General features: G+C 70.1%; 19 protein-coding genes. 13 read left to right on the top strand and 6 right to left on the bottom strand.

The genetic code is table 11. From position 1 onward, the window contains the following. Nucleotides 1–23: 23 nt before the first annotated feature. Together ACJ8AN_RS24245 and ACJ8AN_RS24240 are read right to left on the bottom strand one after the other, a co-directional pair. The gene (locus ACJ8AN_RS24245) at nucleotides 24–1034 is read right to left on the bottom strand and encodes an LLM class flavin-dependent oxidoreductase (RefSeq protein ID WP_407757821.1); all 1011 of its coding nucleotides are present in this window, start codon (nucleotides 1032–1034) and stop codon (nucleotides 24–26) included. Between the two features lie 117 nt (nucleotides 1035–1151). After that, nucleotides 1152–2435 carry a porin gene (locus ACJ8AN_RS24240; protein ID WP_407757820.1) on the bottom strand — a complete coding sequence of 428 codons (1284 nt, stop codon included), beginning with the start codon at nucleotides 2433–2435 and terminating at the stop codon, nucleotides 1152–1154. Nucleotides 2436–2725: 290 nt separating this feature from the next. On the opposite strand from ACJ8AN_RS24240, the gene ACJ8AN_RS24235 reads away from it, so the two are divergent. The 3 genes from ACJ8AN_RS24235 (at nucleotide 2726) to ACJ8AN_RS24225 (ending at nucleotide 4787) form a co-directional block, all read left to right on the top strand. Next, nucleotides 2726–3460: a DUF3108 domain-containing protein gene (locus tag ACJ8AN_RS24235; RefSeq protein ID WP_407757819.1), complete on the top strand. Its 735-nt coding sequence runs from the start codon at nucleotides 2726–2728 to the stop codon at nucleotides 3458–3460. Beyond that, nucleotides 3457–4050, top strand: coding sequence for a YceI family protein (locus ACJ8AN_RS24230; protein WP_407757818.1), 594 nt, complete (start codon nucleotides 3457–3459; stop codon nucleotides 4048–4050). Before ACJ8AN_RS24235 ends, ACJ8AN_RS24230 begins: the two co-directional genes overlap by 4 nt. A 152-nt stretch (nucleotides 4051–4202) precedes the next feature. After that, nucleotides 4203–4787, top strand: coding sequence for a hypothetical protein (locus tag ACJ8AN_RS24225; protein WP_407757817.1), 585 nt, complete (start codon nucleotides 4203–4205; stop codon nucleotides 4785–4787). A gap of 29 nt (nucleotides 4788–4816) precedes the next feature. Here ACJ8AN_RS24225 and ACJ8AN_RS24220 read toward each other — a convergent pair whose 3' ends face one another. Beyond that, nucleotides 4817–6808, bottom strand: coding sequence for a TIM44-like domain-containing protein (locus ACJ8AN_RS24220; RefSeq protein WP_407757816.1), 1992 nt, complete (start codon nucleotides 6806–6808; stop codon nucleotides 4817–4819). 102 nt (nucleotides 6809–6910) lie between these two features. Here ACJ8AN_RS24220 and ACJ8AN_RS24215 point away from each other — a divergent pair, with 102 nt between their 5' ends. After that, nucleotides 6911–7687, top strand: coding sequence for an enoyl-CoA hydratase-related protein (locus ACJ8AN_RS24215; protein ID WP_407757815.1), 777 nt, complete (start codon nucleotides 6911–6913; stop codon nucleotides 7685–7687). 102 nt (nucleotides 7688–7789) lie between these two features. After that, nucleotides 7790–9460, top strand: a complete 1671-nt coding sequence (locus ACJ8AN_RS24210) for a hypothetical protein (RefSeq protein WP_407757814.1) — start codon at nucleotides 7790–7792, stop codon at nucleotides 9458–9460. Here the strand turns inward: ACJ8AN_RS24210 and ACJ8AN_RS24205 are convergent. Next, nucleotides 9445–10281 (bottom strand): SDR family oxidoreductase, encoded by an 837-nt coding sequence (locus tag ACJ8AN_RS24205; RefSeq protein ID WP_407757813.1) that lies wholly within the window; start codon nucleotides 10279–10281, stop codon nucleotides 9445–9447. The genes ACJ8AN_RS24210 and ACJ8AN_RS24205 overlap by 16 nt on opposite strands. Nucleotides 10282–10482: 201 nt before the next feature. On the opposite strand from ACJ8AN_RS24205, the gene ACJ8AN_RS24200 reads away from it, so the two are divergent. Next, nucleotides 10483–11388: a LysR family transcriptional regulator gene (locus ACJ8AN_RS24200; RefSeq protein WP_407757812.1), complete on the top strand. Its 906-nt coding sequence runs from the start codon at nucleotides 10483–10485 to the stop codon at nucleotides 11386–11388. Nucleotides 11389–11613: 225 nt separating this feature from the next. Further along, nucleotides 11614–12387 carry a DUF4328 domain-containing protein gene (locus tag ACJ8AN_RS24195; RefSeq protein WP_407757811.1) on the top strand — a complete coding sequence of 258 codons (774 nt, stop codon included), beginning with the start codon at nucleotides 11614–11616 and terminating at the stop codon, nucleotides 12385–12387. Nucleotides 12388–12483: 96 nt separating this feature from the next. Here the strand turns inward: ACJ8AN_RS24195 and ACJ8AN_RS24190 are convergent, their stop codons facing one another. Then, nucleotides 12484–13131: a GDSL-type esterase/lipase family protein gene (locus ACJ8AN_RS24190; protein ID WP_407757810.1), complete on the bottom strand. Its 648-nt coding sequence runs from the start codon at nucleotides 13129–13131 to the stop codon at nucleotides 12484–12486. 153 nt (nucleotides 13132–13284) lie between these two features. Between ACJ8AN_RS24190 and ACJ8AN_RS24185 the strand changes: the two genes are divergently transcribed. The 6 genes from ACJ8AN_RS24185 (at nucleotide 13285) to ACJ8AN_RS24160 (ending at nucleotide 18266) form a co-directional block, all read left to right on the top strand. Further along, nucleotides 13285–13761: a hemerythrin domain-containing protein gene (locus ACJ8AN_RS24185; protein WP_407757809.1), complete on the top strand. Its 477-nt coding sequence runs from the start codon at nucleotides 13285–13287 to the stop codon at nucleotides 13759–13761. A gap of 60 nt (nucleotides 13762–13821) precedes the next feature. Further along, nucleotides 13822–14598: an ABC transporter ATP-binding protein gene (locus ACJ8AN_RS24180; RefSeq protein WP_407757808.1), complete on the top strand. Its 777-nt coding sequence runs from the start codon at nucleotides 13822–13824 to the stop codon at nucleotides 14596–14598. 5 nt (nucleotides 14599–14603) lie between these two features. After that, entirely contained in the window at nucleotides 14604–15407 is an 804-nt protein-coding gene (locus tag ACJ8AN_RS24175) for an ABC transporter permease (RefSeq protein WP_407757807.1), read from the top strand. A 306-nt stretch (nucleotides 15408–15713) separates the two neighbouring features. After that, nucleotides 15714–16307: a TetR/AcrR family transcriptional regulator gene (locus ACJ8AN_RS24170; RefSeq protein ID WP_407757806.1), complete on the top strand. Its 594-nt coding sequence runs from the start codon at nucleotides 15714–15716 to the stop codon at nucleotides 16305–16307. Nucleotides 16308–16320: 13 nt separating this feature from the next. After that, nucleotides 16321–16758, top strand: coding sequence for a hypothetical protein (locus ACJ8AN_RS24165; RefSeq protein WP_407757805.1), 438 nt, complete (start codon nucleotides 16321–16323; stop codon nucleotides 16756–16758). Then, nucleotides 16755–18266 carry a DUF3943 domain-containing protein gene (locus tag ACJ8AN_RS24160; protein WP_407757804.1) on the top strand — a complete coding sequence of 504 codons (1512 nt, stop codon included), beginning with the start codon at nucleotides 16755–16757 and terminating at the stop codon, nucleotides 18264–18266. The genes ACJ8AN_RS24165 and ACJ8AN_RS24160 overlap by 4 nt, the downstream gene beginning before the upstream one ends. 27 nt (nucleotides 18267–18293) lie before the next feature. Here the strand turns inward: ACJ8AN_RS24160 and ACJ8AN_RS24155 are convergent, their stop codons facing one another. After that, entirely contained in the window at nucleotides 18294–20660 is a 2367-nt protein-coding gene (locus ACJ8AN_RS24155; protein WP_407757803.1) for a hypothetical protein, read from the bottom strand. Between the last annotated feature and the right edge of the window lie 3 nt (nucleotides 20661–20663).

The following is a 20663-nucleotide window of genomic DNA, read 5'->3' as shown; positions in this document are numbered from 1 at the left end:
CACATTTCCGCGCTGGCGAGGAGCTACGGCGAGCCGGGGCCCCCCGCGAGCGCGGCGCGGGCCTCGGCCACGAGCTCGAACGAGCGCAGGCGCGCCGCGTGGTCGTAGATCTGCCCCGTCACCATCAGCTCGTCGGGGGCGGTCTGCTCGAGGATGGCCGCCAGGCCGCGGCGCACGGTCTCGGGCGAGCCGAGGACCGAATAGCTCAGCGCGTGCTCGACGCCCGCCTTCTCCATCGGGGACCAGCGCCCCTCCAGGCTGTCCACCGGCGGCTGGAGGGGACCGGGTTGGCCCCGGCGCAGGTTGATGAACTGCTGCTGCAGCGAGGTCACCAGCCGCTGGGCTTCCGCATCCGTGTCCGCCGCGAAGGCGTTGACGCAGACCATGGCGTAGGGCCGCTCGAGCGCCTCCGAGGGTTTGAACTGGGCGCGGTAGATGCGCAGGGCGGCCATGAGGTGGTCGGGCGCGAAGTGCGAGGCGAAGGCGAACGGCAGGCCGAGCACCGCCGCGAGCTGGGCGCTGAACAGGCTCGAGCCGAGCAGCCAGAGGGGCACGTTCAACCCCGCGCCCGGCACGGCGCGGATCGTCTGGTGGGGCGCCGCGGGCCGGAAGTAGGACTGAAGCTCGAGCACGTCCTGCGGGAACGAGTCGGCGTTGCTGTCCAGGTCGCGGCGCAGGGCGCGAGCGGTGGCCTGATCGGTGCCCGGTGCGCGTCCGAGCCCCAGATCGATGCGGCCGGGGAAGAGGGCCTCGAGCGTGCCGAACTGCTCGGCGATGACCAGCGGCGCGTGGTTGGGGAGCATGACGCCGCCCGAGCCGACGCGAATGGTCGAGGTGCCTCCCGCGACGTGGCCGATGACCACCGAGGTCGCCGCGCTGGCGATGCCGGGCATGTTGTGGTGCTCGGCGAGCCAGTAGCGCTTGTAGCCCCAGCGCTCGGCGTGCCGCGCCAGGTCCAGGGTGTTGCGGAAGGCCTGGGTGGCGTCGCTTCCCTGGAGGATGGGGGAGAGATCGAGAACGGAGAACGGAATCATGGTCTGGAGGAGAACCTGACGGGCGCGTCCGCCGCTTACAACGTCCACCGGCCAGGCGCTAGCTCGAGCGCCTGGCCGGAGTGTCGAAGCCCCCTCGAACTGGAGAGGGCAGGGTGCTCAGAAGCTCGCCTGCACCATCAGCCGCGCTTCCACCACGGTCTGCCGTGTAATGGGCGCGCTCTTCTTCAGCAGGGCCGTCTGGTCCGGCTGCTCCGTGAGGAGGTACGAGCCCACCGTGTCCTCGAAGATGACCGGCGTGCCGAGCTGGATGGGCAGGTCCGCGACGATCTTCGCGGGGAAGTGGGGGAACGAGTACGTCAGCGCGGGCGTGAGCTCCTGGATGGCGCCCGTGCCGGTGATCTGCGCGTCGCCCACCGCGAAGTTCTGATCCGGCAGGATGAACGAGTAGCGCAGCGCCACGTCCACCGGCTTCCAATTGTAGGCCACCTGCGCGCGGCCGCCCGGCACGCGGAGGTCTCCGTAGGTGTTCTGGTAGACGCCGAAGTTGCCCTCCACCTCGGCCGACACCACACCCGGGCCCGCGGGAGCGCGGAACGCGGCGTCCGCGCCGATCTGCCACAGCCTGCCGAGGTCGAACGGCGACTGGCTGAGGTACGGGTTCCAGTTCGTGTTCGTCAGCAGCGACCGCTCCGCGGCCCGGACGTTGAACACCGTCGAGTGGCCCACGCGCGAGTCCTTCACGTAGAGGCCGTTGACGAAGAAGGCCACCTGGGCCTTGTCGGGCGGCGTGACCGGAGCGGTGGGCGTGGCGAAGACGTCCTCACCGAGCCCGCCGTCGTAGCCCACGCGCAACACCACCATGGGGCTGCCGAGCGTCTGGGGCAGGTAGCGCTCGGGGATGTCGCGGCCGCCGCCCGTGAAGATGCCCAGGCCACCCACCACCGGGCCCGCCTGCGTGAAGAAGGTCGCGCCCACGTCGCGGCCCATGCGGAAGGCCTGATTCTGCACCGAGCGGTCCGCGAAGAGCAGGCTGCCCGAGTCCATCAGGCGCTCGCGGCTGTAGGGCACCTTGAACTGGCCCACGCGCACGTAGCTCTTGCCGAGCACGGGGATGGGAACGTCCACGTACATGTCCAGCAGGCCCAGCGAGATGCCCGACGTGGCCTTCACCTCGTCCTCGCCACCGAAGGCCAGCTGCACCTTGTAGCGCCAGTCATCCACGTTGCCCGAGACGCTGAGCCGGCCCTGCTTGAGGAACAGATAGAACCGCTGGTTGCTCTGGCTGCCGTCCTCGAGGCTCTGGCCGAAGCCCAGCACTTGCAGCCGGCCCCCGACGTCCATCGTCGCGCGATCCGTCTTCAGGACCTCGGCGCCGTGGGCAATGCCCGACGCTCCCAGAAGCATCGCGGTGAGGGTGGCGGCCAGGTTGTGGTTTCTCATGAGGGTGTTGTCCTTTCGTATTGCGCCGACCCCAGAGCAAGGCCCGCGCCAAGGACCATTCCCCTCGGGAGCCCTCGATGGGCCGGTTGCCCGGCGCGCACCATCTGCGCGAACGCGAGGTCCCACGCAGGACTTGCACCCGCGGCGCCGCGCGGCGTCGGGGAATCGCGGGGCATGTGGATTGAAAGGAGGGGAGCCGTACCCAAGTGGAGCCCCCGATGCCCTTCCTCACCCGCCTTCCATGGAGCCGCCGCCCCGCCTTCTCACCGAGGGTGGCGCTTCTTCTACTGATGGCGTGGGGGGCCGTGCCGGTGACGGCTCGCGCCGAGGACTTCAACGGAGAGCGGCCCTTCGTGGCGGGCGAGCAGCTCGCCTATCAGGTGTCGCTGGGGAAGGGGCGGGGCGGGACGGGGTGGCTGCGCGTGGAGTCCACACCGCCCGTGCGCGAGGAGCCCGCCGTCCTGCTGCGCTTCGACTTCGAGACGTCGGTGGGGCCCGTGCACGTGCGCCACCACTCGCGCTCGTGGCTGAGCACCCGGCGCATGGCGGCACTCCGCTATGAGGTGGACGAGCGCGTCCCCTTCAACTCCGTGAACCAACGGGTGGACATCTTCCCCGACACACAGCACTGGGAGACGGGGAAGACGCAGGGGCAGAGCACCTGCCAGGAGCCGCTGGACGAGCTGTCCTTCCTCTATGCGCTGCGGACGCTGCCGCTCACGCCCGGGCAGGTGTACCGGATGGACCGGCACTTCGATGCGCGGCGCAACCCGGTGGTGGTGCGTGTGCTGCGGCGCGAGACCCTGCACGTGCCGGCCGGAGAATTTCCCACCGTGCTGGTGGAGATGGAGGTCCGCGACCCCGAGCGCTTCGGGGGCCGGGGCCTGCTCCGCCTGCACCTCACGGATGACGCACGCCGGCTGCCGGTGCGCATCGAGTCGAAGGTCCCTGTCGCCGGTCAACTGGTGCTCGAGCTCTTGCCGGGCCCCACGCCGGAGAATTCCTCGAGGAGAGTCGAACCATGAAACGCCATGTTCCCTTCATCCTGACGCTGTTCACCTGGGCGGGTGTGGCCTCCGCGCAGCCCGCCGTGGAGCTCCAGCCCGGAGCGCAGCTCGCCATCGACGGCACGTCCACGGTGCGTTCCTTCACCTGCAAGGCGGGCGTGGTGAAGGCCCGGCTCACCCCGGGCGAGGCCGGAGGCAGCCTCGTGCCCGAGCAGCTCGCCACGGCCCTGCGCGAGGTGCGGCTGGAGGTTCCCGCCGGACAGCTCGACTGCGCCAACGAGACGATGAACGAGCACATGCTCAAGGCCCTGAAGGCACCGGAGAACCCCACCATCCTCTTCCAGATGAGCGGCTACGAGGCGGGCGCCGGCAAGGACGGCCTGGTGCCGCTGCACATCCGCGGCGCGCTCTCGATGGCTGGCGCCTCGCGGCCCATCGAGCTGGAGGCCCGCGCCACGCCCACGCCCGAGGGCGGCCTGCGGGTGCGGGGCCAGTACGCGCTGCGCATGACGGACTGGGGCGTGCGTCCGCCCACCCTCATGCTGGGGGCCATGAAGGTGGGGGACTCGGTGGTCATCCGCTTCGACTTCACCCTGGCGCGCAAGTAACCTCGCACCCCATGAGAGTGAGCGGCCCACCCGTCGTTCGTCTCATTCCCCTCCGGCCGGGCAGGCGAGTCACAAAGCATCCACCGCACCTTCCAATCATGAAACGTGAGGGGCTCGGTTCGCCGCGCGCCCTCCTTGGAGGGACAAGCGTCATGATGGACTCGCATATTGATCAGCGCATCAAGCGGACCTGGGACTTCTTCCTGGCCAACGTGGGTGGGCTTCTGCTCGGGAGCCTGGTGGTGCTCGTTGGCTGGCTCGTGGTCATCCCCGGGCCGTGGTTCTCGCTCAACCTGCTGCAGGAGACGATCGAGAGTGCCCGCGACGGGCGTCCCGTCCGCTGGCAGGCCACGTACGAGCGGCAGGGCAACTTCGCGAAGAGCTGGGGACTCACCCTGGCCATGGGGATTCCCATCGTCATCGGCTTCATGCTGCTCATCGTGCCGGGCGTGCTCCTGTCGCTCTACTGGTTCCATGCGCCGATGCTCGCCGCCGATGGCCGCAAGCCGCTCGACGCCATGGCCGAGAGCGGCCGCATCTTCCGGCGCCGCCACGACTGGGCGGCATTCCTCCTCAACTGGCTCGTGCTGGTGGTGCTCTCGGCCCTGAGCAGCGCCTTCGGCCCGCTCATCGTCCTCTCGCTGCCCCTCACCCTGGCGTACCTCGCCTTCTGCTACACCGACGAGGTGGGCCCGGTGTCGACGGTCGCGCTGCCGCGGCGCGAGGTCATCGTCTAGCCATCACCGCGTGCGCGGCCGGGGAATCCCTACCGGTCGCGCAGCAGCTCCGGCAGCTTGTCCACGAGGCCCAGGTGGCCGGCGGCGAACTCGAGCATCCGCCGCTCCTTGCGGTCGATCCGCCCATCCACGAGCGCCAGCTCGACGAGGTTGCGCAGGAAGACCTCGGCCTCGGGGGTGCTGCGCTGGACGAGCCGCGTGAAGAGGTTGGGGCCCGCCTTGAGGGCCATCTCCACGTTGCTCCAGGGCACGCTCCAGCGGCGCGCGCACAGCTCGAGCAGCTTGCGCTCGGAGCGATCCACCTCGCCGTCCGAGGCGGCGAGCGCGGCCATCATGTAGAGCAGGCGCTGGCGCTCCTGGGGATCCGCGATGAGGTCATCCCCCGGCCCCCCCTGGGTGGCCACGGGCGCCTCGTCCTCCATGGGGGGCGTGCGCACGGGAGGCCTCTGGGCGGGAGGCCGCACCACGTTCCTCCGGCGGCTCGCGGCGGAGGCATCGAAGCGCCGCTGCTCGCGGGCGTCCCACGACTCGAAGGGATCGGCCGAGGCCAGCACCCAGTCCCGCTCGCCGCTGCCGAGCGAGGCGCCGCAGTAGTCGCAGGTGGTGGCCGCCGAGTCCGTGAGGGGGGCGTTGCACTGGGGGCACCGGTTGGTGGACATGCCGTTGTCGGTGTTCGTCTGGGCACCGTGCTTGCGCAGCAGCGTGAAGACCCAGCGCTGGGGCACGGTCGGCAGGGCGGGGGGACGCTCGTTCGCCGGGCCGATCCCCTGGCGGGCACTCCAGCGCACCTCGACGTGGGCCCGGTCGAAACCGTCCGGGTTCAGCTCGAAGCCTCGGGTGATGACGCCGCCCACGGCGCACTCCAGGAACACCTTGCGCCGGCCCTGCTCGCGCAGATGGGAGAGCTCCTCGTCGAGCCGGCCAATGGCGTCGGGCGCGGCCACCTTGTGCAGGGCCTGCGTGGTGCCGCGGCTCTGGGCGTCCACCCACTTCCAGAACAGCAGCGAGGCGCGGTCCTCGAGGATCTCCAGGTTGAGCGCGGGGTCGGCCTCGCGCGCCTCGCGCAGGTTGTCCACCTGGGCGTAGTGGCGCACGTGCTCAATCCCCTGGGTGATCTCCGAGAGCGTCCAGTCGTAGTTGCCCGAGTTCACGATGGCGCCGCAGTACTCGCAGCGGTTGGCGGCACCGCCCTTGTAGGGAGCCCCGCAGTGGGGGCACTTGCCCTGGAAGAGGTCCTCGCCGATGCGCGTCTGGACGCCGGGCTTGCGCACGAAGGACCAGACCTCGGTGAAGGCCTCGAGCGGGGCGCGCTTCGCGGCGGCGACGGCCTCGGCCTGGGAGGCGGAGGCGGCCACGTCGCTGTCGCGCATGCGGGCGCGCACGCGCATGTGGACGGTGTCGAACCACTGGCTCTGGTCGAGCCCGATGAGCTGCACGTCCAGCACCTCGATGTCGGTGATGGCATCGCGCACGCCCTGGGAGGCCATGAGCTGGAGCTGCACCTCGAAGCGCTGGTACGTGGCGTCCGAAAGGAAGGGCCGCACGGGGGACATGTCCCGGTCGAACCACGCGTCCTGCAGGGCCAGGAAGAGCTGGCGCGTGCGGTCGAGCAGCGGCTGGAGCTCGAACTGGGCATCCTTCAGGCGCAGGGCATTGATCCAGCCCTGGACGTCGCGGGTGGAGACGGTGGTGCGCTGCTCGGCCTCGCGCTGCTGGAAGGCGCGCTGGGTGGCGCCGGTGGGGTGGAGGTTGCGCTGGTAGAAGTACCAGCCGGCCACCCCGAGCCCGATGAGCGGCAGCATGATGTGCGGGTACCGGAAGGTGAGCCGCACGAGCCAGTAGATGAGCTGGATGGGAATGCCGCCGCCCCCGCCGCCATCACCGCCGCGGTCATTGGAGGGAGCCTGGTAGTGCTCGCCTCCGCCGCCACGGGCGAGGGACACGAGGGGGACGACGAGCGCGAGGCCCGGAAGCAGCCAGGGCGCCCAACGGGCGAGGGAGCGTGTCGACGCGGTGCGCATCGTACGAAACACTAACCGTTTCCGCCTTGTCAGGCCCGAAGACTCGCCGCAGGCTGTGCGGCCGATTGGTGGCCCGGTGTAGGGCCCGGTAAGGGAGGGAACATGGCGGAATTCAAGGTCGATGCACGAGGACCCATCGAGATCTGGACCATCGACGGCGAGGGGCGGCGCAACGCCATCAGCCGGGCGATGCTGAAGGAGTTCGAGGAGATGGTGGGCCGGGTCTCGCGGGGGCATGACACTCGGGCGGTGGTGATTACCGGGGCGGGGGACAAGGCGTTCTGCGCGGGGGCGGACCTCAAGGAGCGCGGCACGATGAGCGAGCCCGAGGTGCGCGACTTCCTGAACGGGCTGCGGCGCACGCTGCGCTCGCTGGAGAAGAGCGACTGCGTGTTCATCGCGGCGATCAACGGGGCGGCGTTCGGCGGCGGGACGGAGCTGGCGCTCTCGTGCGACCTGCGGGTGGCGGCGCCGGCGGCCGAGCTGGGGCTGACGGAGGTGAAGCTGGGCATCATCCCCGGCGGAGGCGGGACGCAGCGGCTGGCGCGGCTGGTGGGCCCGGGGCGGGCGAAGGATCTGATCCTCACGGGGCGGCGGCTCAACGCGGCCGAGGCCTTCAGCATCGGACTGGTGAACCGGCTGGCGCCCGAGGGGCACCTGCTGGACACGGCGTACTCGATGGCGGAGAGCATCGTGGAGAACGCGCCGATCGCGGTGGCGACGGCGAAGCACGCCATCGACGAGGGCCTGTCGCTGGACCTGGACGACGCGCTCGCGCTGGAGCTGAAGCATTACGAGAAGGTGCTGGCGACCGAGGATCGGCTGGAGGGCCTCAAGGCCTTCGCCGAGAAGCGCAAGCCCGTCTACAAGGGCCGCTGACGCAGCGGGGCAGGGGAGACGGGTTCAAATCCTGTCTCCCTGGCGCGGGCAGGCGGACAGGCGAGCTGCGAGCCTGCGCCCGGCTCGTGGTAGATGGGGGCCATGGCCGACACCTCCACGGACATCGAGGCCCTCCAAGCGGCGCACGACGCGGTCGCGGAGCAGGCTTCCCTCACCCTCCGGTGGCGCCTGGCAGTCCTGCTCCTGCTCACGGTCTCGCTCACCGCTGCCTGGAACGGGATCCGCACGGGAGAGGTGGCCGCGGCGCGCAAGAGGATCCAGACCCTGGACCCCCGCGGAGACTGGGACGGCTCGCGGACGCTTGCGCTTTATCATCTCGATCCGATCCGGGACGCGTTCGCTGGCGAGGAGCTGGAGAACCATCCGATCATCACCCGGCTCGTCGCGGGTGACACCTCGGGACACCTCGCCGCCCTCGTCCAGGGAGCGCCGCCCGCCCGGCCGATCTGGGAGGAGGGGCGGCAGCTCCACGAGGCGTACCGGAAGACCTTCGTGATCACGCCCAAGGTCCTGGACGTCGCCATCCCCTTCGACCTGCGGCTCTGGCTGCTGGTCCTGCCCGTGATCGTGATCGCTTCGGAGGTGCACGTGCGCATCCTCCGCCGCAAGCGCGCAATCCTCCAGGAGCTCATCGGCCGGCTGGCGGCGAAGGCGGGCGACAGCGCCTGGGCTACCACCTACCTGTTCGTGGAGCCGGGCAGCGGGCGAAGGACCGCCTTCGCCCGGCACCCCTCGCAGGCGGAGGAGGGGTTCTCCGCGCTCGTCACGCTGGTCATCGCGGGTTACGTCCTCTGGAGCTCGCTCCCCTACTGGAACGAGCTGCACGATTTCATCTCCGGCGAGTATCTCCCTCTGCTCGCGCTGCTGGCGTTCTGGTGCCTGGCCTACGTCTCCTGGGTGGGCGCGCAGCTCGAGGAGCAGCTCGCCGCTGCCACGAATGCACCGGTGCGGCGGGGCCGGCTCGAGCGCTTCCTCCAGAGTGCCGTGGAGCGTGCGCGCCGGCTGGGTGAGCGCATCGGTTCGCGGAGGCTGCTCGCCGCGGGAGGGCTCGCGGTGCTGGCCTCGACCACCGTGGAGTTGGGGGGCCGTGGCGGCTTGCGCGGTTGGGAGCTCCTCACCGGCTCCTACTGGCCGCCGCCGTCCGGCCTCCAACCCACCGAGCAGTTCCTGCCGGCATGGATGAGGCTTTCGTCCCTCGCCTACGCGGCCGCCCTGGCCGCGGCCCTGCTCGTCCTGGCGGAGCTGATCCTTCGGGAGCGGGCTCCCGCGGGGATGCGCCGGGCCGCCGCACCGGCCACCCTGCTCGCTTTCTCCTGGTTCCTGGTGATGGACGCGCGCATCGATCTCCTCAAGGGCCTCCAGCCGCTGTCCGGCCTCTTGTTCCTCATGCCCGCCATTGCACGCGTGGTCGTCTCGCCCGGCCCTGAGCAGGCGCGCATGTGGAGGAGCGCCCTGGCTGCCTTCTACGCTCCGTTCTTCCTTCTGACCTGGCTCGACGCCCTGGAGGGCGTCACGACGACCGGCTACTACCCCGACACCGGCGTCTCGGAGTGGATCGGCGCGAGGTTCCTCGGCGGGTTCCTCCTCCTCAACGGTACGCTCGCCATGCTGGCCGGACTGGCGCTTCGTCCGCATGCGCCACTGGTTTCCCCGGCCGTGGACGCGCGCCCCGTCGCCGACGCACGCGGGGGCACCGCACCGCGGAGGCGGCGTGGCGGGCGGCGCGAATCGCGAGGTCAGGAGTCGCTGTAGGCCAGGGAGCCAGACAGGGAACGGTGGGCGTCGACCTGCCTCAGCAGTTCCTTCGCCTTCTCCTCGACAGCGGCAACCGCATCGGCGCCAGCGACCCAGCGCAGCGGCGGCTCGGGCTGGTCGATGACGGTGAGCAGCGCCTTGGCGAGCCTGGCCGGGTCACCCGCCTGCTTGCCGTTCATGCTCTTCCAGGCGGTCTGGGTCCGTGCCGTCCGCTCGGCGTAGTCGTCGATCGACAGCGCGGGCCACGTCGTCGAGGTGTCCTCCAGCAGGTCGGTGCGGAAGAAGCCGGGCTCGACGATGGTGGTGCGGATGCCGTACGGCGCGACGTCGAACCGGAGCGACTCCATCCAGCCCTCGAGGCCGAACTTCGAGGCGGCGTAGGCGGCGACGAACTCCTGCCCAATCAGGCCGGCCACCGAGGAGAGGGTGACGACGTGTCCGGAGCGCTGCTTGCGCATCACCGGGAGGACCGCGCGGGTGACGTTCAGCGGACCAAACAGGTTCGTCTCCATCTGCGCACGGAACTGCTCCGGGCTGATCTCCTCGAAGTAGCCCGCCTGGAAGGTGGCCGCGTTGTTGATGAGCACGTCGATGCGGCCGAACCGGTCCACGGCGGCTGCGACGGCGGCCTCGGCATCGGCCGGCTGGGTGACGTCCAGCCGGGCCACCAGCAGGTTCTCGTGGGCGCCGACCGCCTGCTCGACCGCCTGGGGACGGCGGCCGGTGGCGACCACCTGGTGGCCGGCGGCGAGGGCGGCGCGGGCGATATCGACGCCCATACCTCGGCTGGCGCCCGTGATGAAAAAGACCTGGGTCATGGGGACTCTCCGACTCAGCCCGGGTGGCGGCGAGAGGCCGCGGGGCGAGTGATTTGCTCTGACGGGAAAAAAGATACGTGCCGGACTCGCTCGGAACTAGACGGCGGCAAGGGAATGGGCTCTTAACGATTGGTTAAGAATGCACGTCGGCGGCCGGAGAGCTCCGGCCGAGCATGCGGCCTGCCGCAGGGACCCCTCACCATGAAGACCGCGCTCCTCCCGCATCTGCAGGTGTTCCTCGTGGTGGCGCGCCTGCGCAGCTTCAGCGGGTCGGCGCGCGAGCTGGGCGTCTCCGTGCCCGCCATCAGTAAGTCCGTGCGCCTTCTCGAGGAGCAGCTGAACGTCGTGCTGCTCACCCGCACGACGCGCAGCGTGGCGCTGACGGAGGCGGGACGGCGTCTCGTGGAGGAGGCAGGTCCGGGGCTGGGTCAAGCGCTGGCCGCCCTCACCACCGTCTCCGCCCAGCCCGGGGAGGCGGTGGGGCGACTGCGGCTGTCGGCCCCACGCATGGCGGTGCCCTTCGTCATCAACCCGGTGCTGCCCACCTTCCGCGCACGCTATCCGCGGGTGGAGGTGGAGGTCGTGGTCGACGACCGCTTCGTGGACATCGTGGCGGAGGGCTACGACGCGGGCGTGCGTCTGACCGAGGCCATCGAGCGCGACATGGTGCAGGTGCGCCTCACCGGCGCCTTTCGCTTTGTCGTGGTGGGCGCCCCGAGCTACCTCGAGCGTCACGGCATGCCCCAGAAGCCCGAGGATCTCCTGCGCCACGAGTGCATCACCTTCCGCGCGCAGTCGAGCGGGACGCTCTACCCCTGGGAGCTGGAGCGCGGCCGTAAGACATGGCGCGTGCCGGTGCGCGGGGGCGTCGTCACCAACGACGACCAGGTGATGCTGTCCCTCGCCGAGGCAGGCGCCGGGCTCATATACGCCTGCGAGCCGACGGTGAAAGAGCTGCTACGGGCCGGACGGCTGAAGGTGGTGCTCGAGGCGTACGCGCCCAGCGTGCCTGGCTTCTTCCTCTACTTCCCCAGTCGGGCGCAGCGCTCAGGCCCCTTGCGCCTCTTCGTCGAGGCGGCCAGGGAGCTCGCGGCGAAGAGGATGTGATGCCGCATGGGAGGAGCGGCGCCACCGCTACTACCGCAATCCGGACAGGGCGGGTATCAAACAGAGACCAGGTACCGCGAGGCCAACTCGAATCCTCTGACAGACAGTCCAGCGCGGGTGTCGCCTCGAGAGAGCGGGGCGGCTCAGGTATCTGGGTAGAGTACCGGCAGGCCGATGCTCCGAGCACTGGAGTGGCGCACGGCCTGTACCCAGGGGGGAGCCGCCATGTCGATGGATGCCGGGCTCGGGGGGCCGGTCTGTCTGGAACACAGCGACCGTGTCGCGATGTGGACGTGCAGCCGGTGCGGCCGGTTCGCCTGCGAGGCCTGCGTCGACGCGCAGCGCATCTGCACACAGTGTGTCGGGCGTCAGGTCCTGAGCCTTTCCTCATCCACGCCGCGCGCACGGTGGGCGGGCTGCTTCCTCCTGGCGCACGCGGTCACCGACGCGCTCACCGCCCTGCTCATCACCTGGGCCCTGCTATCCGGGCCCTCGGTGCCGCGGAAGATTGCCGAGGGACTCGTCGGGCTCGGGGCGTCCTGTCTCGCCATTGCCACGCCGATTGCCTTCCTGATGTGGCTCCACCTCGCCGTGCGCCAGACCCGGGCCCTGGGGATTGACGTGGGGGCGTCCCCCCGGTGGGCCGTGGGATGCTGGTTCATTCCGTTCGTGAACCTGGTGAAGCCCTACCGCATCGTCCGCGCTCTCGTGAACGGTCTTGGAGGCAAGAAAGCATTGGTCAGCGCGGGTCACCTGGGCCTGTGGTGGGGCCTGTGGCTCCTTGGCAACTTGCAATGGCGAAGTCAGACGGAGGTGTCGACGCGGGATCATGTCGAGGTATCGATTTCGAGCGATACCTATATCGTGGCCATCCTCAGGCAACTGGCGAGCGTCTCGAGCGCGATTCTCTGCGTTGGGATTGTCCGGGCTGCTCAGCGGGCGCTCGACGCCTGGCGGGTGCGCCGCGCCCTCGGCCTCGCTCAGCTTCCCACGGAGTAGCTCGTCTTGATTTCACAGCAGAGCGGGAACGGTTCCTCCAACGCGGAAAGCCATGAGGAGAAATCACCCCCGCGCGAGGGCCGGGGAGGCGCGGCGCTACGCGTTACCGGGTTGGAGGAAGACCTCGGAGCGGTGCCGGGAGAAGTCGTGCTCGCGGACGAGCCGGGCGATGGCCGCGGCGATCTTCGCCCCGCCACGCACGGAGGGCTCAATCGGGTTGGCGTAGTCCTCGGGCTGGCCGCAGATGAGGCGGAGGTCGAGCAGCGGCAGGCCGCGGGCGAAGGCCTCGCGGGTGATGCAGTCATTGAAGAGGGTGAGCGCGGTGACGACGAGCCGGTGCCGCCGGGCATCCGGTTGGTGGGAGTCGTAGATGGTGCAGACCGCCGTGGGCAGTCCCCGGGCGAGCACCTGCTCGAGCATCGCCCGGTAGTTGCGCCCGAAGTGCTCGCGGATGGCGGCGAGCCGGGTGAGGGCCTCGGCCACGGAGTCCGCGTCCTGCTCGAGGATGCCGGCCTCGCCCAGGGCATCGTTTCCGCCGACGCTGAGCACCAGATGGCTCGCGTCCGGAGGAAGCCGGTGGAGCTGTGCCTTGACGCTGCCCGTCACGCTGCCGTCCACGGCCTTCAACGTCGCCCGCCAGCCCGAGGGAAGGAGCTCGCGCAGCTGGTGGATGACGTCGGGCCCACCCCTCACGTACGCGGCGTTATCGAAGATGGAATCACCCAGCAGGACGACATGACTCACGCGCGGCCTCGACTTTGATGAGGACCCGTCAAGCTATGCACCTGTCGCGCGGAGGGCACTTGTACCCCGGACGTGCTCGGTGGGCAGGAAGCGGGCGAGGGCAGGGGGGATGCGCGGCTTGCCCGTGACCGCGCCAATGCCGAGCGTCCCCATATGGATCCGATCGAACTGCTGACGCAGCAGCACGTGGAAGCCGAGGACCTCTTCCAGCAGGTGGCCGTGGTGGCGGGAGCGGAGCGGTTGCAGCTGTTCCGCCGGCTCGCCTGGCTGCTCACCCTGCATACCCAGTTGGAGGAGCGGTACTTCTACCCGGCGGTGAAGCTGGCCGAGACGAGCGAGCTGGTCCAGCACTCGTTCGAGGACCATGCCGAGGCCAAGGCGCTGATCACCCAGATGCTGCAACTGGACGTCAGCGACATGCAGTTCGAGCCGGCCCTGGTGAGCCTGCGCACCTCGGTGGAGGCGCACGTGGCCGAGGAGCGCTCCATGCTCTTCCCCCTGGTGCGGCGGCTGCTGACGGCCGGGCAGCTCGAGCGGCTGGGCGATGAGCTGACGCGGCGGGTGCACGAGCTGGCGCAGCCGGGGGCGCTTCCGACCGTTGCACCCGAGGCCGATCTCGGGGCGTACTAGCCCAGGCACCGGCCGGGCACTCCAGGGGATGGACTCCTGCATGGCCCCCGGGTCACCTTGATGATGGAGCCCTCGTCCACACAGCGGCTGGCGCCGCCGAAGGTCCTCTCCGTCCAGGCGCTGCGCAAGCAGTACGGCGCCACCGTCGCCGTGGACGGCATCTCGTTCGACGTGGGCCGCAAGGAGATCGTCGGGCTGCTGGGACCCAACGGCGCCGGAAAGACGACCACCCTCAACATGGTGCTCGGCGTCCTCGAGCCCACCTCGGGGAGCATCCACATCGAGGGTGTGAACCTCGCGAAGCGCCGCGCCCAGGCGCTCGAGCGCACCAACTTCGCCGCCGTCTACGCGCCGCTGCCCGGCAACCTCACCGTGACGCAGAACCTGCGCGTCTTCGGTCTCATCTACGGCGTGAAGGGGCTCTCCGAGCGCATCGAGGCGCTGCTCACCCAATACGATCTCCAGCGGTTCCGTGACGTGAAGTGCGGCGTGCTCTCCTCGGGCGAGCAGACGCGCGTGGCCCTGGCCAAGGCCATGCTCAACCAGCCCCAGCTCCTGCTGCTCGACGAGCCGACGGCCTCGTTGGATCCCGCCACGGCGCGAGACATCCGCGCGCGGATCCGCGACTTCGCCGCGCGGGGAAGCAGCGGCGTGCTCTGGACCTCGCACAACATGTACGAGGTCGAGGAGGTGTGCGACCGCGTGCTCTTCGTCTCGCGGGGGAAGGTCCTGCTCGAGGGAGACCCCCGGAAGCTGCCGCACGAGCACGGCAAGGCGACGCTCGAGGAGCTGTTCATCACCGTGGCGCGGGAGCCGCTCGCGCTGGAGCGAATCTGACCGCCATGTCCCCGCGCCGAGCCTTCGCCGTCGTCCTGCGCCAGTACTATCTGATTCGCGGAAGCCCCTCGCGCGTCTTCCCGCTGTTCGTCTGGGTCGCCATCGACATGGTGCTGTGGGGCTTCATCACCCGGTACCTCAACTCGGTGAGCACCCCCGGCCACGACTTCGTCCCCTCGCTGCTGGGCGCGGTGCTCCTCTGGGACTTCCTCACCCGGGTGATGCAGGGCGTGACGATGGCGTTCTTCGAGGACGTCTGGTCGCGCAACTTCCTCAACGTCTTCGCGACGCCCATGTCCATCCCGGAGTACCTCGGGGGCCTGGTGTTCTCGAGCATCGCCACGAGCTCGATCGGGCTCATCGTGATGCTCGTCGTGGCGGGCGCGGCGTTCGGCCTGTCCCTGTTCTCCTACGGCCTGCTGCTCGTGCCGTTCCTGCTCGTGCTCTTCCTCTTCGGGATTTCGCTCGGCATCTTCGGCACCGCCGTGGTGCTGCGGCTCGGGCCGTCCGCAGAGTGGTTCGTCTGGCCCATCCCCGCCGTCATCTCCCCGTTCGCCGGCGTCTTCTATCCGCTCTCGACGCTCCCCCCGTGGATGCAGCTCCTCTCGCACCTGCTGCCACCGTCCTATGTGTTCGAGGGCATGCGGACGATCGTCGCGGGCGGGGACTTCTCGGCGGCCACGCTGCTGTGGGGCGTGGGACTCGCGGTGCTCTACATCCTGCTGGCGTGCTGGGTCTTCACGCGCGTGTACCGGCATGCCGTGCGCACCGGCCTCATCGCCCGGTACAGCGCCGAGAGTGTGAGTTAGCGCGGCCTCCTCCTCGAGGGGATGGCGGCATGCCACCTCCGCCGGGCGCGGATGCTGGCGGGTGAGCATTTCCGGGCCGCGGGCGCCCCCGAGTTGTTCACTGGATGCGTGAGCCGGTAGCCCGGGAGGACGGCACTCCCCACCCTTAGCCGGGTGGTGCCGTGCCATGAGCAGGGGAGAGGGGAGGGCGAGGAGTGCACGCTGCCCGACAGGTTGCACCCCGGGTTCACGAGTTCTATATCCAGACTCAAGAAAATGAACCCGCGTTCAACATCTCGAACCAGGCCTCAATCGCTCCGGGTTCGCATGAAGGAGGAGGCGCGCGCCGCCATCCTCGACGGCGCGGAGCAGGTGCTGGTCAAGCAGGGCCTCCAGGCCGTGCGCATGGACGACATCGCCGGGCATGTGGGCGTGTCGGTCGGGACGCTCTACAACTACTTCGAGGATCGGCAGCAGCTCCTTCAGGTGCTGCTCGAGGTGCGCGCGCGGGAGTTGCTGGCCACGCTCGACGCGGAGCTGGAGCGCAGCCAGGGCTCGCCCTACCGCACCCGGCTGCACGGCTTGCTCCGCGCCATCCTCGAGCACTCCCAGTCCCACTTCCGGCTGTTCAGCCTCCTCGTGGAGGAGGTGATGCGCAACGGCCGCTCCAGTGACCCGGGCCGGCGCCGTCTCCAGGAGATGACGCGCGAGCTCACCCGCCGCGTCGAGCTCCTCGACCAGGAGGGCATGAAGCAGGGCGCCCTACGGCCCGAGGACGCCCGGTACTACCCCACGCTGTTGCTGGGCATGGTCCGCGGCCTCCTTCTACAGCAACTCCTCTTGAAGCAGCCGCTCGCGGTCGATGAGGCCATCGCCCCGCTGTTGCGCTGCTTCCTGGAGGGCGCGGCCCCGCGCCCGTGAGAACACCGAGCCCATGCTGACACCTCTTCTGTACGCGGCCTTGCTGAGCGCGGCCCCGGTCTCCAGCACCTCCTCGGAGGAGCCCCAATCCGCTCCGGCCGTCGAGGCCACACCGGCCTCCTCCCTGCGGGCCAAGGCTCCCATCATCGCGGGTGTGGGCGCGACCCTCGCGCTCTCCGGCGCGGCGCTGTGGATCGCCGGCACCGTTCAGCAGGGCGACACGGCCTCGAGCCAGACGACCGAGCAGAGCCTCGCCGACCTCCCAAAGGAAGAGCGGCGCGCCCGTCAGAACATGCTGGGCGGGGCGGCGTTGACGCTCGTCGGGGCCTGCGCGGTGGGCGTCTCGGTGGTGATGTGGAGCTGGGCTCCCGAGCAGCCACGCGCGGTATCCGCGTCCGTCAGGGTCTCCCCGCACGGGGGCGTCCTGTCCCTGACAGGCAAGTTCCCATGAGATGGGGCGGGCTGCTCGCGGTCCTGTGCGTCTGGGGAACGCTCGCGCGTGCCGACGCCCCGCCGCCTTCGTCCGAGTCTCCCACCGAGCCGGTGTCCGAGGCGGCGTTCCTGCCGCCCATTCCCCCCTTCGCCGTTCCGAAGAAGCCCAAACAGAAGCCCAGACCGCTGCCCGCGGATGCTCCCCTGCGCCGGAGCTACCTCGTACCGGCCGTCGAGGTGGCGGGGTTGAATCTCGGCATCTTCGCCTTCCACAACCTCGTCTCGCGGGAGCAGTTCGCCCTGATTTCGTGGGACACGGTGCGCGGCCATTTCGACGGCTCGCAGGGCTGGACGTTCGACGTCGACAAGTTCGTCACCAACCAGTTCGCGCACCCGTACCACGGCTCGATGGCCTTCAGCGCGGCGCGCTCGTCCGGGGTGCCCTTCTGGCAGGCGGGGCTCTACACCTTCTTCTCCAGCCTGGCGTGGGAGTACCTCGGCGAGAACGAGCCCCCCGCCATCAATGATCAGATCACCACGACCCTTGGCGGCATCTTCCTGGGCGAGGTCCTCCACCGCACGTACCGGCTCGTGGTGGAGGGGGGTGGGAGGAACGTGAGCCTGACCCGGAGGCTCGCGGGCATACTCATCAGCCCGCCTTCGTCCCTGAACGACTGGCTCTTCGACGGGCAGTTGTCCCCGGGTGACATCGATCGGGCTCCGCCGCTCTACGCGGAGTTCAGCCCCGGCGCGAGCGTGATGACCCGCCTCGAGGACACGACGAGCGGCAATCCCTTTCCCGTGCTGCGCCAGGGGCCCCAGGTCTCCCTGGCGGGAGAGCTCGTCTACGGCGCACCGGGGGATCCCCATTGGCGCTACCGCCACCCCTTCTCCTACTTCGACGCGACCGCGAGCGTGACCTTCCCCGGGGTCTCGATGGCGAACCTCCACATCCGGGGGCTCGCGGTGGGAGCGCAGTACGGCGGCGAGACGAGTGCGCTGCGCGGAATCTGGGGGCTGTACGGCCTCTACGACTTCGGAGCGAACAACATCGTGCGGGTGTCGTCCGTGGGCGTGGGCTTCGGGACGACGCTCCAACTGCGCCTGAGCGACGCGGCGTTCCTGCAGGGCACCGCCATCCTGGGAGGCCTGGGCTTCGCCGCGGCGGGGAGCCTCGGCCTGGATTCGGCGCTCGTGCGCGACTACCACATCGGTCCGGGAGTGCAGGGGCAGCTGGAGGCGAAGCTCGTGCGCCGGGGGCTGGGCATGCTCCGCGTGCGCGCCAATGACTGGTGGGTGACGGGCGTGTACACGGAGCCCCACGAGGGCTTCGAGTCCATCACCTACCTCACCTGGGATGGCCGCGTTCGCATCGCTCCGCACCTGGCGGTGGGCTTCGAGGTGCCCATGGCCTGGCGCGTCTATGACTTCGGCCCGGCCAACAACCATCGGGTCATCAGCGGCGGTGGCCTGCGCTTCACCGTGAGCTACATGTCCGACGACGTCTTCGGGACGGCCGGGCCCTGAGAGACCCGGCCGCCCCGGGAGCACGCCTCAGTTGCGGTACAGGATGAACAGCGGCGTATCGATCGAAACGCCCGCGCTGAAGCGCCAGGACGGGCTCGGCGTCACACCGCCCGCGTCGATGTCATAGGCCGCGCCCACCGAGAGCGCGACGGGCGTGCTCGGAATCAATCCCTTGAGCCACAGGCCGGGGCTGACCGCCTCCATCACCCGGGGCGACTTGCGACCCTCCACGCCGACGAAGTGGGTGTAGCCCGCGAGATCCAGCACCTGGAAGAACGCGCTCCAGGTGAGCCCGGCCCTGCCGAGCTGGTAGTCGAGGCCGACGGGCACCAGCAGCCGGGGCGTGACGCGGTCCGCGCGGGGGCCGTCCAGCGAGTACGCGGCGCCGAAGCCCAGCATGCCGCCCACGGACACGAAGTGGTGCACGTCCGCATCGCTCCGCCACCGCCAGCTCCCCACCGGCGTGGCCGAGGCGAGCACCACGGCCTTCACCTCCTGCGCGTCCTTCGCGTTGGCGAGCGCCACCAGCAGGCCGCCATACTTCGCGAAATCGGAGGGCAGGCAGATGCAGGGCCTCCGCTCGCAGCGCCACTTGGAGGCTGCCGCCTCGGGATCCGTCGCCGCCGGGGCCTTCCACGCCGCCTCCTTCATGCACAGGCTCGCGTCCTCCTCGCTGTACCGGCTGGACGTGCTGGCGACCGCCTGGTGCTCGAGCAGCAGCTGGTACACGGTGGAGAGATCTCGCGCGATCGCCGCCACCACCATGCGCAACATGTCCCGGGAGGCGAGCAGGAAGGTCCTCGCCTCGAGCAGGGCCTTCTGGTTGTCCGCCACCTGGGGGCCCGCTTCCGGCTTCAAACCGCCCAGCAGCCGGTTGAAGCGGATGAGCCCATCCAGCGCCACGTCCGCCGCGTCGAGCGCCGACACGCCCTCCTGCGCCAGCAGCCGGGTGGCCTCGGCGACCTCCCCGGCCCCTTCCGTGCGAGACGTCTCGCCGAGCCCCCGCGCCCGCACCACCAGGTGCCGCAGGTCCGCGGAGACGTTGGCGACGCCCTCGGCCGACTCGGAGAGGGGCGGCGCGAGCGCGGTCCAGACCTTCAACCGCGACTGTGACGCGACGGGCGCGTACACCCAGCCGCAGCTCTCCCGCTGGAGCGAGAGCAGCATCACGGCCAGCCCCCGGGCCCGCGAGTCCATCTGCGGAACGAGGCCCCGGTTCGCGTCCTCCACCAGCTCGGCGTAGCGCGTGAAGGAGGCGGGCAGGCCGCTGACGCACGCGAGCCGCGTGTAGAGCCGCGCCACGTCCTCGGGGGTCTCCTGCTCCAGGGGGAGCGCCTCGAGCCGGCGGGACAGCGTGTCCAGCGCGCGCACCGGGTGCACGCCGCTCACCATGCCGTCGACCATCTCCCGGACGGGGGGCGCGGCGCGGGCGTATTTGCCTCCCTCCGCCTGGGCCACCACCTCGAAGGCCATGTGTGAGGGGATGCCCCGGAGGTCCTCCTCCACCGTCTTGCGCAGCAGGGCGAGCGTCGCCGAGCCCCCCGTCCCGAGCGAGGACGCGAACACGTTGTTGTGCGCCGCGGTGCAGGTGCTCGGCAGCCAGTCGCGGATGTGGCCCTGAGGCTGGCCCCAGGTGTCCTTCACCTCTCGTGAGCAGATCTTCTCATCGAACTCGAGGAGCACGTACAGCACGGCCTCGGCCTCGGCGCGCGCCTGGAGCGCCTGGGCCAGCCCCTGGAAGAGCGTGTCCAGGAACGCGCTCAGCTCGAGGCCCGGCAGCGCGCCCGTGAGGCTCGCGGTGGTCTCCACTCCCGAGTTCAGCGCGAGCTTGGATCTCGCGAGGTCCAACACGCCCTGGGTGGCGGCCAGCGCGTCCTGCTGTCCCAGGGGGGTGGACTTCGACAGCCGCACGGCGTTCAGGGCGGACGCCAGCTCGTCCAGCGCCTGGATGAGCGGCTGGCGCGTGGTGAAGTACGTGGCCAGCACCAGGGCGTCCGAGTCCAGCAGGGACTCCACGTCGAAGCTCGTGGCCTCGGGTCCGTGGTAGCGCGCGCACCAGGCGGCGAGCTCCTGGGTGCCCTGGAGGGTGGTGCACACCCCGCGGATGCGCTCGGGGAGATTGCCCCGGAGCGGACCCCACCACTGCGCGAAGGCACTCATCGTCTCGCCGGCGGGAGTGGTACCCGCGCTCGGAATGGAGCCCGGTGCGCTGCCGCCCGCGGACGCGCCGGGATCGGCCCCCGTGCCAGCGGGGAGAAGGGGAGTGGAGCCACCACCGGCCACCGGGGTTCCGGGAGCGGGGCCGGCCACCTGGGGAATCGGCCGGGCCGCGAGCGCGGCGGTGGAGAGCAGCAGCATGGCCAGGGCCGCGCCGGTTCGAGCATGCGGATGCATCCA

The sequence above is a fragment of the Archangium sp. genome (assembly GCF_045802675.1).
GTDB lineage: Bacteria > Myxococcota > Myxococcia > Myxococcales > Myxococcaceae > Archangium.
This window is presented reverse-complemented; position numbering and strand designations above follow the sequence as displayed.

Excerpts from the sequence above, each read along its gene's own strand:
- ACJ8AN_RS24205 (WP_407757813.1), bottom strand. The coding sequence starts at position 10,281 with ATGACCCAGGTCTTTTTCATCACGGGCGCCAGCCGAGGTATGGGCGTC.
- ACJ8AN_RS24225 (WP_407757817.1), top strand. The coding sequence starts at position 4,203 with ATGATGGACTCGCATATTGATCAGCGCATCAAGCGGACCTGGGACTTC.
- ACJ8AN_RS24180 (WP_407757808.1), top strand. The coding sequence starts at position 13,822 with ATGATGGAGCCCTCGTCCACACAGCGGCTGGCGCCGCCGAAGGTCCTC.
- ACJ8AN_RS24210 (WP_407757814.1), top strand. The coding sequence starts at position 7,790 with ATGGCCGACACCTCCACGGACATCGAGGCCCTCCAAGCGGCGCACGAC.
- ACJ8AN_RS24195 (WP_407757811.1), top strand. The coding sequence starts at position 11,614 with ATGTCGATGGATGCCGGGCTCGGGGGGCCGGTCTGTCTGGAACACAGC.
- ACJ8AN_RS24200 (WP_407757812.1), top strand. The coding sequence starts at position 10,483 with ATGAAGACCGCGCTCCTCCCGCATCTGCAGGTGTTCCTCGTGGTGGCG.
- ACJ8AN_RS24215 (WP_407757815.1), top strand. The coding sequence starts at position 6,911 with ATGGCGGAATTCAAGGTCGATGCACGAGGACCCATCGAGATCTGGACC.
- ACJ8AN_RS24160 (WP_407757804.1), top strand. The coding sequence starts at position 16,755 with ATGAGATGGGGCGGGCTGCTCGCGGTCCTGTGCGTCTGGGGAACGCTC.
- ACJ8AN_RS24170 (WP_407757806.1), top strand. The coding sequence starts at position 15,714 with ATGAAGGAGGAGGCGCGCGCCGCCATCCTCGACGGCGCGGAGCAGGTG.
- ACJ8AN_RS24230 (WP_407757818.1), top strand. The coding sequence starts at position 3,457 with ATGAAACGCCATGTTCCCTTCATCCTGACGCTGTTCACCTGGGCGGGT.
- ACJ8AN_RS24240 (WP_407757820.1), bottom strand. The coding sequence starts at position 2,435 with ATGAGAAACCACAACCTGGCCGCCACCCTCACCGCGATGCTTCTGGGA.
- ACJ8AN_RS24175 (WP_407757807.1), top strand. The coding sequence starts at position 14,604 with ATGTCCCCGCGCCGAGCCTTCGCCGTCGTCCTGCGCCAGTACTATCTG.
- ACJ8AN_RS24155 (WP_407757803.1), bottom strand. The coding sequence starts at position 20,660 with ATGCATCCGCATGCTCGAACCGGCGCGGCCCTGGCCATGCTGCTGCTC.
- ACJ8AN_RS24165 (WP_407757805.1), top strand. The coding sequence starts at position 16,321 with ATGCTGACACCTCTTCTGTACGCGGCCTTGCTGAGCGCGGCCCCGGTC.
- ACJ8AN_RS24235 (WP_407757819.1), top strand. The coding sequence starts at position 2,726 with ATGGCGTGGGGGGCCGTGCCGGTGACGGCTCGCGCCGAGGACTTCAAC.
- ACJ8AN_RS24185 (WP_407757809.1), top strand. The coding sequence starts at position 13,285 with ATGGATCCGATCGAACTGCTGACGCAGCAGCACGTGGAAGCCGAGGAC.
- ACJ8AN_RS24220 (WP_407757816.1), bottom strand. The coding sequence starts at position 6,808 with ATGCGCACCGCGTCGACACGCTCCCTCGCCCGTTGGGCGCCCTGGCTG.
- ACJ8AN_RS24245 (WP_407757821.1), bottom strand. The coding sequence starts at position 1,034 with ATGATTCCGTTCTCCGTTCTCGATCTCTCCCCCATCCTCCAGGGAAGC.